Annotated in this window: 14 protein-coding genes; 4 read left to right on the top strand and 10 right to left on the bottom strand. The window is 68.9% G+C overall.

The window, feature by feature from the left end; genetic code table 11:
• Nucleotides 1-116: 116 nt before the first annotated feature.
• The 10 genes from serS to ACFOWB_RS15650 form a co-directional block, all read right to left on the bottom strand.
• Nucleotides 117-1,574: a serine--tRNA ligase gene (serS, locus tag ACFOWB_RS15695; protein ID WP_261403118.1), complete on the bottom strand. Its 1,458-nt coding sequence runs from the start codon at nt 1,572-1,574 to the stop codon at nt 117-119.
• A gap of 188 nt (nt 1,575-1,762) precedes the next feature.
• A complete protein-coding gene (gene tatC / locus ACFOWB_RS15690; protein ID WP_261403117.1) occupies nt 1,763-2,563 on the bottom strand; it encodes a twin-arginine translocase subunit TatC in 801 nt (266 codons plus the stop codon).
• Nucleotides 2,560-3,363 (bottom strand): Sec-independent protein translocase protein TatB, encoded by an 804-nt coding sequence (gene tatB, locus ACFOWB_RS15685; protein ID WP_261403116.1) that lies wholly within the window; start codon nt 3,361-3,363, stop codon nt 2,560-2,562. Before tatB ends, tatC begins: the two co-directional genes overlap by 4 nt.
• A gap of 72 nt (nt 3,364-3,435) precedes the next feature.
• Nucleotides 3,436-3,681 (bottom strand): twin-arginine translocase TatA/TatE family subunit, encoded by a 246-nt coding sequence (locus ACFOWB_RS15680; RefSeq protein ID WP_261403115.1) that lies wholly within the window; start codon nt 3,679-3,681, stop codon nt 3,436-3,438.
• 155 nt (nt 3,682-3,836) lie between these two features.
• A complete protein-coding gene (gene scpB, locus ACFOWB_RS15675) occupies nt 3,837-4,556 on the bottom strand; it encodes an SMC-Scp complex subunit ScpB (RefSeq protein ID WP_261403114.1) in 720 nt (239 codons plus the stop codon).
• Nucleotides 4,553-5,377, bottom strand: a complete 825-nt coding sequence (locus ACFOWB_RS15670; RefSeq protein WP_261403113.1) for a segregation and condensation protein A — start codon at nt 5,375-5,377, stop codon at nt 4,553-4,555. The genes scpB and ACFOWB_RS15670 overlap by 4 nt, the downstream gene beginning before the upstream one ends.
• Nucleotides 5,378-5,396: 19 nt before the next feature.
• Complete coding sequence (gene nagZ, locus ACFOWB_RS15665; RefSeq protein WP_261403112.1) at nt 5,397-6,416, bottom strand: beta-N-acetylhexosaminidase; 1,020 nt, start codon at nt 6,414-6,416, stop codon at nt 5,397-5,399.
• Between the two features lie 76 nt (nt 6,417-6,492).
• Nucleotides 6,493-7,797: an SPOR domain-containing protein gene (locus ACFOWB_RS15660; protein WP_261403111.1), complete on the bottom strand. Its 1,305-nt coding sequence runs from the start codon at nt 7,795-7,797 to the stop codon at nt 6,493-6,495.
• A 72-nt stretch (nt 7,798-7,869) separates the two neighbouring features.
• A complete protein-coding gene (gene argS / locus ACFOWB_RS15655) occupies nt 7,870-9,624 on the bottom strand; it encodes an arginine--tRNA ligase (RefSeq protein WP_261403110.1) in 1,755 nt (584 codons plus the stop codon).
• Between the two features lie 30 nt (nt 9,625-9,654).
• Nucleotides 9,655-10,839 (bottom strand): deoxyguanosinetriphosphate triphosphohydrolase, encoded by a 1,185-nt coding sequence (locus ACFOWB_RS15650; protein ID WP_378148175.1) that lies wholly within the window; start codon nt 10,837-10,839, stop codon nt 9,655-9,657.
• Between the two features lie 127 nt (nt 10,840-10,966).
• Between ACFOWB_RS15650 and erpA the strand changes: the two genes are divergently transcribed.
• The 4 genes from erpA (at nt 10,967) to ACFOWB_RS15630 (ending at nt 14,239) form a co-directional block, all read left to right on the top strand.
• The gene (gene erpA / locus ACFOWB_RS15645) at nt 10,967-11,302 is read left to right on the top strand and encodes an iron-sulfur cluster insertion protein ErpA (RefSeq protein ID WP_261403109.1); all 336 of its coding nucleotides are present in this window, start codon (nt 10,967-10,969) and stop codon (nt 11,300-11,302) included.
• Nucleotides 11,303-11,427: 125 nt separating this feature from the next.
• Nucleotides 11,428-11,838, top strand: coding sequence for a hypothetical protein (locus tag ACFOWB_RS15640; protein WP_378148171.1), 411 nt, complete (start codon nt 11,428-11,430; stop codon nt 11,836-11,838).
• Between the two features lie 308 nt (nt 11,839-12,146).
• Complete coding sequence (xth, locus tag ACFOWB_RS15635) at nt 12,147-12,929, top strand: exodeoxyribonuclease III (RefSeq protein ID WP_261403107.1); 783 nt, start codon at nt 12,147-12,149, stop codon at nt 12,927-12,929.
• A gap of 470 nt (nt 12,930-13,399) precedes the next feature.
• Nucleotides 13,400-14,239, top strand: coding sequence for a hypothetical protein (locus ACFOWB_RS15630; RefSeq protein WP_378148168.1), 840 nt, complete (start codon nt 13,400-13,402; stop codon nt 14,237-14,239).
• Nucleotides 14,240-14,272: the final 33 nt, after the last annotated feature.

The following is a 14,272-nucleotide window of genomic DNA, read 5'->3' as shown; positions in this document are numbered from 1 at the left end:
GCGTGCTTCGAGACGGCCGCTTGCGCGGCCTCCTCAGCATGAGGACCGTCTTGCTTGCTCGAACGCGCCTCATGCTGAGGAGCGCCGTAGGCGCGTCTCGAAGCACGCAATGGATCTCAGCCGGCGCGCTCGATGCGCTCCAGCCCGCCCATATAGCGCTGCAGCGCCGACGGGACTGCGACGGAACCGTCGCTCTGCTGGTAGTTCTCCAGCACCGCGACCAGCGCGCGGCCGACCGCGACCCCTGAGCCGTTGAGCGTGTGGACGAAGCGCGGGCCCTTGCCCTCGGCCGGGCGGTAGCGCGCGTTCATGCGCCGGGCCTGGAACTCGCCGCAGACCGAGCAGGACGAGATCTCGCGATAGGTCTTCTGCGCCGGCAGCCAGACCTCGATGTCGTAGGTCTTCTGCGAGGCGAACCCCATGTCGCCCGTGCAGAGCGTGACGGTGCGGAACGGCAGCTCCAGCCGCTTCAGAACCTCTTCGGCGCAACCGAGCATGCGCTCGTGCTCCTCAAGGCTCTTCTCGGGCGCGGTGATCGAGACCAGCTCGACCTTGGTGAACTGGTGCTGGCGGATCAGCCCGCGCGTGTCGCGCCCGGCGGCGCCGGCTTCCGCGCGGAAACAAGGGGTGCCGGCGGTGAAGCGGAGGGGGAGCTCCTCCTCGGAGAGGATCTGTTCGCGGACGAGATTGGTGAGAGAGACTTCGGCGGTGGGGATGAGCCAAGTCCGATTTGAGACGCTAATCGTCGGTTTCTTTCCGAAGCTTATGCCTATTCGCCCAGAGTGTTTTAGCTTCTCAAACGCCCGCCGTTCGTCGGCATCCGTAATCTCGAACATCAGAGATGGGTCGAAAGAGTCGTACGATCCCGGACCTCGCGGCTTTATATTTTTCGAACGAAAAGAATAGATTGTTGATTGAAACTGATCGTCTTTAAATTTCGGCAATTGCGCCGTGCCAAACATCGCTTCATCGCGCACCAACAGTGGCGGGGCGACCTCCGTGTAGCCGTGCTCCCCCGTATGCAGGTCGAGCATGAAGCTCTGGAGCGCGCGTTCGAGCCGCGCGACGCCGCCCTTCAGCACGGCGAAGCGCGCGCCGGACATGCGGCTCGCGGCCTCGAAGTCGATCAGGCCAAGCGCCTCGCCGAGGTCGTAGTGCGCCTTGGCGTCGTGGATCTCGCGCGGCTCGCCGACGCGGTGAAGCTCGACGTTTCCGCTCTCGTCGGGCCCGTCCGGTACCTCGAGCAGCGGGATGTTGGGGATCTCGGCGAGCGAGGTCTGCAGCTCCTGCTCGATCGCGGCCTGCTCGGCCTCGGCCGCGGGCACGTCCTGCTTGAGCCGCCCCACCTCCTCGATCAGCGCCGCGGCGCGGGCCTCGTCCTTCTGCGCCTTGGCCTGGCCGACCTCCTTGGAGGCCGCGTTGCGGCGCTCCTGGAGCGCCTGCAGGCGGCCGATGACCTCGCGGCGCTTTTCGTCGATCGCGATCAGCTTTCCCGACAGCGGCGCCAGACCCCGGCGGGCGAGGCCGCGGTCGAAATCGTCCGGATTGTCGCGGATCAGGCGGATGTCGTGCATCGGAGAATCGCTTCCGTCATTGCGGACAGTTCTGGCGGCGTCGGACTGCGTGCTTCGAGACGCCCGCTTACGCGGGCTCCTCAGCATGAGGAGCGAAGAGGATCAAGTGCCGGGCGCAAACCCGCCTCATGCTGATGGCCGCCTGAGGCGCGTCTCGAAGCATGCAGTTCGGCCTGGAGACGAACGGCTTACGCCTCGTCGTCCTCGTCCGGCTCTTTCGTCTCTTCCGCCGCGCGCTTCTTCTCGGTCATCCTGACGACCCAGATCGAAATCTCGTAGAGCAGCAAAGTCGGCACCGCGAGCGCGATCTGACTGATGACGTCGGGCGGGGTCAGCACCGCGGCGACCGCGAACACCACCACGATGGCGTAGCGGCGCTTGGCCACGAGCCAGGCGGCGTCGATGAAGCCCGCGCGGGCCAGGAGCGTGAGAATCACCGGCGTCTGGAAGCAGATGCCGAAGGCGAAGATCAGCGTCATGATCAGCGAGAGGTATTCGCTCGTCCGCGCGATCAGCTCGATGGACGGCCGCCCCTCCGCGCCCACCTGCTGCATCGACAGGAAGAACTTCATCGCGAGCGGCATCGCGGCGAAATAGACGAAGGCCGCGCCGAGGAAGAACAGGATCGGGGTCGCGATCAGGTACGGGTAGAAGGCGTCGCGCTCGTTCTTGTAGAGGCCCGGCGCGACGAACTTGTAGATCTGGTTCGCCACGATCGGGAACGAGATGAAGCCCGCGCCGAACATCGCGAGCTTGATCTGCGTGATGAAATATTCCTGCGGCGCGGTGTATTGCAGCCGGATCGCGGCGGAAGAGCCGGCCGCGAGCTCGTAGGGAACGAGCAGGATGTTGAAGATGTGCCCGGCCACCGCGAAGCAGAGCGCGAACGAGATCGCAAAGGCGATGATGGATCGGATCAGTCGTGCGCGGAGCTCGATCAGATGCTCGATGAGCGGCGCCTTGGTGGCGTCGATGTCAGCCTGACTCACGCAGCGGCTCCGGGCGGGGTCGGCTCGCTCTTGTCCTCGGCGGCCGCCGACGCTCCGGCGGACTTGCCGGCCGATTTGGCGGGCTTCGTCTCCGTCACGGCCTTGGCGGGCGCCTTGGTCGTCGACTTGGTGGTCGTCTTGGACGCAGCCTTAACGCCGGGCTTGGCCGCAGGCTTCTTTTCAGGCGTCGCCGGTTCGGCGGCGGGCTTCGCGGCCTTGGCGGCCTTCTTGACCGCTGCTTTGGGCGCGGGCGCGGTTCCGTCGGTTGCGGCGGCGGTCCTGGCGGCTTTCGCAGCCTGATCGGAGGACGTCGACGTCGCCTCGGCCGGCCGCATCGCAGGCGCGGCCGTCGGCCGGAACTCGGCCTCGGTCGGCGCAGGCGGCTCGGGCGTCGGGTCGATGGTCGGGGCCGGCGGAGCAAGCGCGGACGGGACGTCCGAGGCGACAGACGGCTTGGCGGCGTCTTCGGATCCGCCGGCGAGCGCCGAGGGCGCGTCCTTGGACTTCTGGTCGCTGCCGTTCAGCGCGTTCTTGATCTCGTCGCGGGCGATCTGGAACGGGCTCGCGCCGACCATGCGCGACGCCTTGTCCTTGAGGCCCGTCACCTCGTCCTTGAGGCCGTCGAGCTCGGCCTCGCGCATGGCTTCGTTGAACTGGCCCTGGAACTCGCCGGCCATGCGGCGAAGACTCGCGACCGTCTTGCCGACGGTGCGCAGCAGAGCAGGCAAATCCTTGGGGCCCACCACGACGAGCGCGACGACCGCGACGACGAGGAACTCGGACCAGGCGATGTCGAACATGGGCGTGGTCCAGCGCCGGAACGGGCGCTTGCGCGGCCGCCGCTAGAGGGCGGCCGCCTCCCGCTTAAACGATCAGGACGACTTCCGGCCGTCGACGCTGCCGACGGTCGGACGGACCTGCTGATCGGCGCGATGCTCGATGGTCTGCGCCGGACGGTTCTGCTGCGACATGCCGTCGGCGACCTCGTCCTCTTCGGCAAGACCCTTCTTGAAGCTCTTGATGCCCTTAGCCATGTCGCCCATGAGCTCGGAAATCTTGCCGCGGCCGAACAGCAGCAGCACGAGCACCGCGACGACCAACCAATGCGTGAGGCTCATGACATTCCCTTTCGAACCGCCGACGATTGACGCACGCGGTCATCTCTCCGCGCAATGGCTCCCCGGCGAGATCGGAACCTAAGAGCGGCGGACGACAAACACAAGAAGTTAGACGTCCGTAGGGGTCACTCGCGCGTCAACGAGACGCGGAGTGGTTACCGCTCCTCCTCGCCGCCCGACGGGAGCTCGCCCGAGAACGGATCGCCGTCGCCGAGCGGCTCCTCGTCGTCGCGCAGCGACTCGTCGTCGACCGGCGGCGGCATTTCGAGCCCGGGCGGCAGGCGGGCGTCGAGCAGGCCCGCGGCCTTCATTTCGGAAAGGCCGGGCAGATCGGAGACTTTCTCGAGCCCGAAATGATCGAGGAAGCCCGCCGTGGTGCCGAACGTCACCGGGCGGCCCGGCGCCCTGCGGCGCCCCCGGAACCGCACGAAGCCGGCCTCCAGAAGCGTTTCGAGCGTGCCCCGCGAGGTCGCGACGCCGCGAATCTCCTCGATCTCCGCGCGGGTCGCGGGCTGGTGATAGGCGATGATCGCGAGCGTCTCGATCGCCGCGCGCGACAGCTTCCTGGGCTCCCTCGCCTCCCCCGACAGCGCCGCGGCGACGTCGGGCGCGGTGCGGAACGCCCAGGCGTCGCCCACCCGGCGCAGGTTCACGCCGCGCGCGGCGTAGTCCTCGACCAGAACCCGCATCAGCAGGCGCAGGTCGGCGTCGACCGGCAGCCGGGCCGCGAGCGCCCGCTCCTCCACCGGCGCCTGCGAGGCGAACAGAACGGCCTCGACGAGCCGCAGATGATCGAGAGGCGCGCGGGCGCGGTCCTCCGGCGTCAGACGGCCGTCGAAGCCGGGGCCCGGAAATGTGGGCTCCTCCTCGCTCACCGCTTGTCTCCGGACGGCGACACGAGCGCGAGCGGAGCGCCGGAGCGCACGAACAGCGGCCCGAAGGCGCGCTCCTGCCGGATCTCCATCCGCCCTTCCCGCGCGAGCTCGAGCGACGCGCCGAGCCCGGAGGCGAGCACCGAGGCGCGCATCTGCGGCGTCATGAAGCGCAGCAGCAGCCCGTCGAGACGCGCCCAGTCGGCCGAGCGCCCGACGAGCCGCTCAAGCGCCGAGCGCGCCTCGGCGAGCGTCCAGTGCGGCCGGCGCTGCACGGTGACCTGCGTGTGCAGCGTCTTGACCCTCTGGCGGGCATAGGCGGTCAAGAGATCGTAGAGCGTCGCGGTCCAGAGCGTCGGCGCCTCGGCGCCTTGGGCCGGGGCCTCGCCGCGCGGCAGCGCGTCGCGGCCGAGCAGCGGGCGATCGAGCAGCGCGGCCCCGGCCCGCCGCATGGCTTCGAGCCGCCGCAGCCGAAAGGCGAGCGCCGCGGCCGCGATCTCGGGCGGGATCTCGTCGTCCTCGGAGGGCGCGTCCGGCACGAGAAGGCGGGACTTCAGATAAGCGAGCCAGGCCGCCATCACGAGATAGTCGGCCGCGAGCTCCAGCTGGTCGGCGCGCGCGGCCTCGACGAAGGCGAGATACTGCTCGGCGAGTTCGAGAATCGAGATCTTCGCCAGATCGACCTTCTGGCGACGGGCGAGGTCGAGCAGCAGGTCGAGCGGGCCTTCGAAACCGTCGAGATCGAGCAGCAGGGCCGGCGACTCGGGGCTCGGCCGCTGGTCGGCCTCGAACTCGTCCGCGTCCGGCGTCTGCGTTCCGGTCAAGCGCCGCTCCCCGGCGGCGTCAGGCGACCGCTTCCGCGAGCAGTCGGTCGCGCGTCGCGGCGAGCGCCGCCATGTCGACCTCCCGCGGCCCGACGAGCAGCGCGAGCGCCCGCGCGGCCCTCTCGGCCGAGCGACCTTCAAGCCGCGGCGCCGCCGCCGCGACCTCGATCATTTCGCCCATGTCGCCGCTGCAATGCAAGGCGATGTCGCAGCCCGCCGCGATCGCGCCCGCGGCCGAGGCGCCGACCGGACCTTTGAGCGCCTTCATCGAGAGGTCGTCGGTCATCAGCAGCCCGTCGAAGCCGATATGGCGGCGGATGATCTCCTGGATCACGATCGGAGACAGGGTCGCCGGGCGGTCCGGGTCGATGGCTTCGAAGACGACATGGGCGCTCATGCCGAGCGGGGCGTCGGCGACGTGGCGGAAGGCGGCGAAATCCGCCGCCTCGAGCGCCGCGCGATCCGCCGCCACCTTCGGCAGCTCGTAATGGCTGTCGACGGTGGCCCGGCCGTGCCCCGGCATGTGCTTGATGACCGGCAGAACCCCTTGTGCGAGGCACCCGTCGATCACCGCCTTCCCAAGAGCCGCAACGGCTTCGGCGGTGCGCCCATAGACGCGGTCGCCGATCGCGTCGGTGAGGCCTGCGGCCGGCACGTCGATCACCGGCAGGCAGTCGACGGTGACGCCCACCGCCGCGAGCTCCGCCGCCATAAGCTCCGCGCCGGCGCGGGCCGCCGCGAGCGCCGCCGCCGGGTCGGTTTCATAGAGCGCGCCATAGCGGGCGGCCGGCGGATGCGGGAAACTGAGCGGCGGACGGATGCGCTGGACCCGGCCGCCCTCCTGGTCGATCAGCACCGGCGCGTCGTCCCGGCCGACGCAGTCGCGAAAGTCAGCGGTCAGCCGCGCGATCTGCTCCAGCGAGACGACGTTGCGGCCGAAAAGGATGAGGCCCCAAGGGTTTGCGTCGCGCAGATAGGCGCGCTCACCGGGGGTGAGGGTCGGGCCGCTGCAGCCCACGGTGAACGCGCCGGCGGTCATCTGCGCCCCTTGAGAATCGAGACGCCCGCAGCTGGCCTTCCGGCCGGCCGCGGGCGAAATTCAGTTTCAAACCGCGTCAGTTGCGGGCGACCACGCAGTCGCCGCCGGCCGCGCGGAGATTGTTGCACACCGTCGAAGCGTCAGAGCTCGACCCGAACGGCCCGACCCGGACGCGGTAGTAAACGCCGCGGTCGCCGACCGTCGCGGTCTGGATCGAGGGCTGATAGGGCCCGAGCACCGAGGGATAGCGCTTCTGCAGGTTGGCGTAGGCGGTGCGAGCGTCGGTTTCCGATCGCTGCGACGTCACCTGGACCACGAAGCCGCCGGCGGACGGCCGCGGCTGCGCGGCGGCGCCCGCCGGAGCCGCGGCGCGCGGCGCCACCGCCGCGACCTGCTGAGGATCAGCGCGCTGAGGAGCGGGAGCCGGAGCCGGAGCCGCCGTCGAGCGGCTGACCGGAGCCGGCTGCTGCTGGGGTGGCGTCGCCGGCCGGGCCGCCGGGGTCGGCTGCGGCGCGGGACGGCTCGGGGCGGCGGCGAGACGCGGCGAGTCGCCGTCGGCGATGATGCCGTTGTCGAACTCGCTGCCGCGTGGAGCCTCACCGGTGCGGGCCGTCTCGGCGATCGGATCGCGCGAGGCGAGCTGCTGCGGCGCCGGGATCTGCGGGGTGGCGGGCTGGGGAGCGGCCACCGGCTGGTCGGGACGGATCGCGACCGTCTTCACGCGGCGCGGCTCGGATCCGTTGGTCGAGGGCGCGGTGGTCTCCGTCGAAGCGGTTCCGCCCGGCAGGATGATGCGGGAGCCGTCAGGACGCGGCTCGCTTGCGGGAGCGCGCGGCAGGTCCACCGGCTCCTCCTCGCGCGACACGACCTTGGACTTCGCCGGAGCGCCGCCCTCGACCCGGTCGTAGATCGCCTTGTTCTGCTGCTGCGACTCGGCGGACTTATCCGGCACGCTCTTGACCGGCTCGGTGTCGGCCTTGATCAGCGGCGGCTCGCCGCCGAACCCGCTCGAACCCATCATCTTGTAGCCGACCGCGCCGGCGCCGCCGACGATGGCGACCGCGAGCACCGCGCCGACCATCAACATGCCGCTGCGGCCGCCGCTTTTCAGGCTGCGGGGCTCCGGCTGATAGTAAAGCGGCTGGCCGGAATCGTCGAAGCCGTAGGGCTCTTCGGGGTTCGGCGCATAGGCGCGCGGATCGTAATCAGGCTCGGGCTCGCCCTGGGCGTGGCCGTAGCGCTGGCGATCGTAGTCGTCGCCATAGTGGTGGCCGGGACGCAGCTCGTAGCCGTCCTCCGCCCACTGGCCCTGCTGATCGTCGTAGCGTTGATCGTTCCGGCCGCCGGCCATCTCGCCGCGCCTCACCGCTTGGTTACGCATCCCGCAGGCCTCCCGCGGGCCCGTCCGACGGCCGGCGGAACGCCGGACGCCGTTGAGACAGAACCCGTAAACTCATCGCATCTCGTCAGGGGCCGAGACCCCCAGAATAGCAAGACCTGCCGCGAGCACCAGAGCGACGGCGTCCACCAAGCGAAGTCGAGCCTGAGACAACAATTCATTATTTTCCATAATGAAGCGTAAATCCGGCGAATCCTTGCCGCGGTTCCAGTGCGAATGCAGGTCGCTCGCGAGATCGTGCAGGAAGAACGCGATCCTGTGAGGCTGACGGGCGGCGGCCGCCTGCTCGACGGCGCGCGGCCAGGCCGCGATCCGCCGGATGAGGTCGAGCTCGCCCGGGTCCTGAAGCAACGAGAGATCCGGCTCGGACTTCGGGCTCCCGTGCATTTCGAGCCCGTTGCGAAGAATCGACTGGCAGCGCGCATGCGCATACTGGACGTAAAACACCGGATTGTCGCGGGACTGCTCGGCGACCTTGACGAAGTCGAAGTCGAGCACGGCGTCGTTCGAGCGGAACAGCATCATGAAGCGCACCGCGTCGCGGCCGACCTCGTCGACGACGTCGCGCAGCGTGACGAAGTCGCCCGCCCGCTTCGACATGCGCACCGGCTCGCCGCCGCGGAACAGGCGCACGAGCTGGCAAAGCTCGACGGTGACCTTGGCGGAGCCGCCGGACAGCGCCCGCCCGACGGCCTCCAGGCGCTTCACGTAGCCGCCGTGGTCGGCGCCGAGAACGAACACCATCTCCTTGAAGCCACGCTCATATTTGGAGCGGAAGTAGGCGACGTCAGCCGCGAAGTAGGTGTAGGAGCCGTCCGACTTCATGAGCGGCCGGTCGACGTCGTCGCCGAAGGCGGTGGCGCGGAACAGGGTCTGCTCGCGGTCCTCCCAATCTTCCGGAAGCTGGCCCTTGGGCGGGGACAGCCTGCCCTCGTAAATCAGAGCCTGACTCTTCAACGCCTCGACGGCCTCGACGATCGGGCCGCCGGGACCATGGAGGGTCGACTCAGAGAAAAAGACGTCATGGCGCACGCCGAGGCTCGCGAGGTCCTGGCGGATCATCTCCATCATGGCGGCGATGGTGGCGGCCTTGACGACCGGCAGCCACTGCGCCTCCGGCTTGTCCCGAAGTTCGGCGCCGTGCAGCGCGGCGAGCGCCTGCCCGACCGGCTTCAGATAGTCGCCAGGATAGAGGCCGTCGGGAATGGCGCCGATGTCCTCGCCCAGCGCCTCGCGGTAGCGCAGATGCGCCGAGCGGGCGAGCACGTCGACCTGGGCGCCGGCGTCGTTGATGTAATATTCGCGCGTGACGTCCTCGCCCGCGAAGACGAGGAGGTTGGCGAGCGCGTCGCCGAACACGGCGCCGCGGCAATGGCCGACATGCATCGGGCCGGTGGGGTTGGCGGAGACATATTCGACGTTTATCGGAGTCCGCTCGGCGGCGACCGGCTTGCCGAAGTCCTTTCCAGCCGCGAGAGCGGCGGCGAGCGCGCCGCGCCAATAGTCGCCCGAGAGCCGCATGTTGACGAAGCCCGGCCCGGCCACGGAAGCCGCCTCGACGTCCGGGTCGGCCTCGAGCTTCTTCGCGATCGCCTCGGCGAGGTCGCGCGGCCTCAGGCCGAGCTCCTTGGCCAGCACCATGGCGGCGTTGGTCGCAAGATCGCCGTGGCTGGCGTCGCGGGGAGGCTCCACCACCACGCGCGCGAGATCCGGCAGGCGGGCGATCGCGCCCTCCGCGCTGAGGCTGACGAGGATCGCGCGCAGCCGCGCGGCGAAGTCGGCGAAAACGTTTGAGACGTTCGAGTTCATGATTTTTCCGGGCGGGGGAACGTCCGGCGGCTAAAGCAAATCAGGGGTGAGGTCAAACAGCCGGCGGTGCTCGTCGATCGCGTAGCGGTCGGTCATGCCGGCGATGAAATCGGCGACGGCGCGGGCGTGGCTGGTCTCTCCGCCCATGCCCGCCTCACGCGCCCAGTCGGCCGGCAGCGCCGACGGATCGGCGAAATAGCGCCCGAACAGATCCGACACGATGCCCGCCGCGTCCTTCATCACCCGGTCGACGCGCGGATGACGGTACATCCGGGCGCGCAAGAAGCGCTTCACCTCGCGCTCTTGCTCCGCCATCGGCTTGGAGAAAGCGATCACGGGTTCGGCGGAGGCGCGGACGTCTTCGAGCGAGGCCGGCGCGAGCGCGTCGATCCGGCGCGCGCCTTCCGCGATCGCGTCCTCGACCAGCCGGGTGATGACGCGGCGCACGACCTCGTGGCCGGCCCGATGGTCGTCGAGGGCCGGATAGCGTCCGCGCACCTCGGAGAGGATGTCGCCGAGCAGCGGCGCGTCGGCGACATCGTCGAGAACGAACAGGCGCGCGCGCAGGCCGTCGTCGACGTCATGGGCGTCGTAGGCGATGTCGTCGGCGATGGCGGCGGCCTGCGCTTCGCCGCTCGCATGGCCGGCGAACGGCGCGCCAAGCCGCTCGGCGGCGTCCGCGATCGCGGCCTTCGGCGCGCCGAAGGCGTCGAGCGGGCCATTGTGCTTCAGCACGCCTTCTAGCGACTCGAAGGTGAGGTTCAGCCCGTCGAATTCGGCGTAGCGCCGCTCGAGCCGCATCAGCACGCGCAGCGTCTGGGCGTTGTGGTCGAAGCCGCCATAGGGCTCCATCAGGCCGTCGAGGGCGCGCTCGCCCGCGTGGCCGAAGGGCGGATGCCCGATGTCGTGGGCGAGCGCGATCGTCTCCGCCAGATCCTCGTCGAGGCCGAGCGCGCGGGCGATCGAGCGCGCGATCTGCGCGACTTCGAGCGTATGGGTGAGGCGCGTCCGGTAGTGGTCGCCCTCGTGATAGACGAAGACCTGCGTCTTGTGCTTCAGGCGCCGGAACGCGGTGGAGTGCAGCACGCGGTCCCGGTCGCGCTGGAAGTCGGTGCGCGTGGGGCTTGCGGATTCGGCCACGAGGCGTCCGCGGCTTTTCTTCGGATCGGCGGCGTAAGGGGCTCGCCGTCGTTCGATCCAGGCGGCGACGTCCACGGGGATGCGCTCCGGCAAGACGCCGTTTCGTTGACCGGCGCCGCGAGCGTGCTTACCTCTTCAACAAGACGAAAGGCAACGGCCGCAAACGACAGGCCGCGCCCGACATCATCTGGACAGGTTCGACATGACCACCGAAATTCCCGTCGTCGTCACCGACCGCGCCGTGGCCCGCATTCGCGAGATCCTCGCGACGGAGACGCCCGAGACCAAACTGCGCGTCAGCGTGCTCGGCGGCGGCTGCTCGGGCTTCCAATACGACTTCGGCTTCGACACCAGCGCCCAGCCCGACGATCTCGTCATCGCCAACGACGGCGCCACGGTGCTGATCGATCCCGTGTCCCTGCCCTTCCTCGCCGGCTCCCAGATCGACTTCGTCGACGAATTGATCGGCGCATCGTTCAAGATCACCAATCCGAACGCCACGGCGTCGTGCGGCTGCGGGACGAGCTTCTCGGTCTGATCGCGCTCTCGAAAGCGTGACAGCCGCCGGCGGCGGATTGTCCGCGGCCGACGCGAAATCGCGTCTGGCGGCCTCAAGTCATTACGACGCCCGTGATCGACGGGAACATCCTGATGGAGCGCCGCATGACCCGGAAGCCGTTGGCCCTCGCCTTGCTCGTCGCTCTGGCTGCGACCGAGGCGATGGCTCAGACCCCCTCCCCTTACGCGTCACGGCGCGTCGGGCCGGCCGCCGAACTCAAAGAGGGCGAGATCCTCGTCCAGGCCCGGCGCAGCGTCACGCTTCCCGTCGAACGCCTGGAGGACGCCGGAACGCGCCAGGACGATGCGGTGCGGATGATCTACCGGATGATCGATCGCGATTGCGGCCTCCTGCTCGAGACCATCGCTGAAACGTGCGAGCTCGCGAGCCTCAGCGTCACGTCCAGCTACGCCGACCGGACGACGATGCGGATCGGAGCGCAGCCGACGACCGGAGCCAGCGCCAACTTCGCGATGAAAGTCCGGCTGAAAGCCGCGACGGGCTCCGCGCGCTAAAGTCCCGCCGGGCGGTCTGACAGATCTATCATATGCAAGCCCCCCTTAAGTCCGTGGGCCCCGCGACACAGAGTCCCTGAAAGCGCGCGCATGGCGGTCATGCGTATTCGGCGCCTAGGAAAGTCCGCATTTTTAGACCAAGTGTTTCCTCGTGACGGCGCGCCCTTGGCCGCCGTTGCTGCCCTCTCGGGCGTTTCCTCCCTAGACTTGGGCCGCTCGATTTTCGGGCGGCCCTTTTTTCTTGCCCGGCTTTCCTCGCAAAGTCCGCGGGCCTAGGGTCGCGCGTCCATCGCCCGGAGCGCCCGCCTGTGCTGATCGCCACCTGGAACGTCAACTCGATCAAGTCGCGCATCGACCTGGCGGTCCGATGGCTCGAGGAGGCGCGCCCCGACGTCGTCTGCCTCCAGGAACTCAAATGCGTCGACGAGGCCTTTCCGCGCGAGGCGATCGAGGCGCTCGGCTACAACGTCGCGGTTCACGGACAGAAGACCTACAACGGCGTCGCGATCCTCTCGCGCTTTCCGATCGAGGACGTGACGGTCGGACTGCCCGGCGACGACGCCGACGAGCAGGCGAGATTCGTCGAGGCGGTCGTGTCGACCGGAGAAGGCGCGGTGCGGGTCGGCGGGCTTTACCTGCCGAACGGCAATCCCGCGCCCGGACCGAAATACGACTACAAGCTCGCCTGGATGGAGCGGCTGATCGCGCACGCCCGCGGCCGGCTCGCGCTGGAGGAGCCTTTCGTGCTCGCCGGCGACTACAACGTCATCCCGGCCAAGCAGGACGCCAAGCGTCCGGAGGTCTGGGTCAAGGACGCGCTGTTCCTGCCCCAGACCCGCGCGGCGTGGCGGCGGCTGCTGGCGCTCGGCTTCACCGAAGCGCTGCGCGCGACCGACGAGGCCGACGGCGTCTACACCTTCTGGGACTATCAGGCCGGCGCCTGGCAGAAGAACGACGGCATCCGGATCGACCACCTGCTGCTTTCGCCGCAGGCCGCCGACCGGCTGCTCGCAGTCCGGGTCGACAGACATGTGCGGAGCTGGGAGCGCCCCTCGGACCACGTGCCGGTGGTGATCGAACTCGCGGCCTGATCCGGCGTTGTCGCCGACCGTCTGCCGGACGGTCGAAAACGCGATCGTGACAAGCCCCCATGAAGATGATCGACCGCTCCGGAGGCCGACGCCCCTACCATCTTAGGGTTGCGTCGAGCCGGAGGGACGGACGTGCGGAAAATGATTGTGACGGCGTGCTACGCGCTGATGATCGGCGCGGGGCCCGCCTCCGCCGTCGAGCTGAAGGCGCTGACCGCCCAGGTCAATCCGAAGGCTGATGAGGACTACACGGTCTCGCAGCCAACCCTCACTGCGGATGGGTCGGGCGGCTTCGCCGTGGTCTGGCGCAAAGTCTCAAGCCCGGCTCCGGCAAGCGAGGTCTACGCTCGCTTCTATTCGTCGAAGGCGAAGCCCGTTGGCGGCCCGATCCGCGCCGACGGCCGCGTCGGCGACAGGACGCCCTCTTCCGCCAGCCTGCTCAGCGCCGCAGCGATCGGCGGAGCAGAATGTTGGCGACGTGGTCGGCCTCGGGGTTTCCCGACGGTTCTCCGTCCGAAGGCGTCGGCCGGTTCTTCGAGGGCGGCGAGCCCGCGGCGAAGATCACGCGGCTCGAAAATGAGGCGCAGGTGTCATTCGCCCGAACGACCGAAATCGCCGGCGGGCGGGCGATCGTCGGCTGGTCGCGGTCGACCGCCCCGACGTCCCTGATCGGACGCTTCGTCGAGCCGAACGGAACGCTCGGGAAGCCCAAGCTCGCCTTCGACGTCGCCGGAGCGAGCTCACGGCCGATTCTCTATCCGTTCGAAGACGGCGTGATCGCGGTCGCCTTCCGCACGGTCTTCGGTTCTCAGGTCGAGGTCGTGGGTCAGATCTACGACGGCGACGGGAAAACGCGAGGCGGCGTCATCGTGTTGATGGAGGCGTCGGCGACCCCGTCCTACAACACGCTGCCCATCGACCTTTCAAACGGCGAATTCGCCTTGCTGAACTGCTTCCCGCCGACGGGCCTGTCCGTCTGCGACGTCACCGCGCAGCGGTTCAACGAAAAGGGCAAGAAGGTCGGCAAGCCGAAGGTTTTGGCGCGCGGCGCCGAAAACCAATCGCTTATGGCGGTCGCCCTTGACGGAGCGGGCTTCCTGCTCGCGCTCGAAGAATACGACGCCGACCGCGTCAGCCGGATCGTCTATCGCCGTTTCAACAGCAAGTTCAAAGCGGCTGGCGCGTCGGCCCAGACAAAGTGGATCTCGGGCCAGCGGCGCGGACCGATGAAGCGGCTGGCCAACGGCGACGTGGCTGCGCTCGTCTCGGTGAACGACGGCGACCTGTTCGTCCAGACGCTCAAGCCGTAACCGGCGCGGCGTCTGGCGAAGAGGTCGCCGCGC

The organism is Chenggangzhangella methanolivorans (assembly GCF_042648545.1).
Classification (GTDB): Bacteria; Pseudomonadota; Alphaproteobacteria; order Rhizobiales; family Methylopilaceae; genus Methylopila; species Methylopila methanolivorans.
Note: the sequence above shows the minus strand (reverse complement) of the source record. Positions and strands in the feature narration are given on the sequence as shown.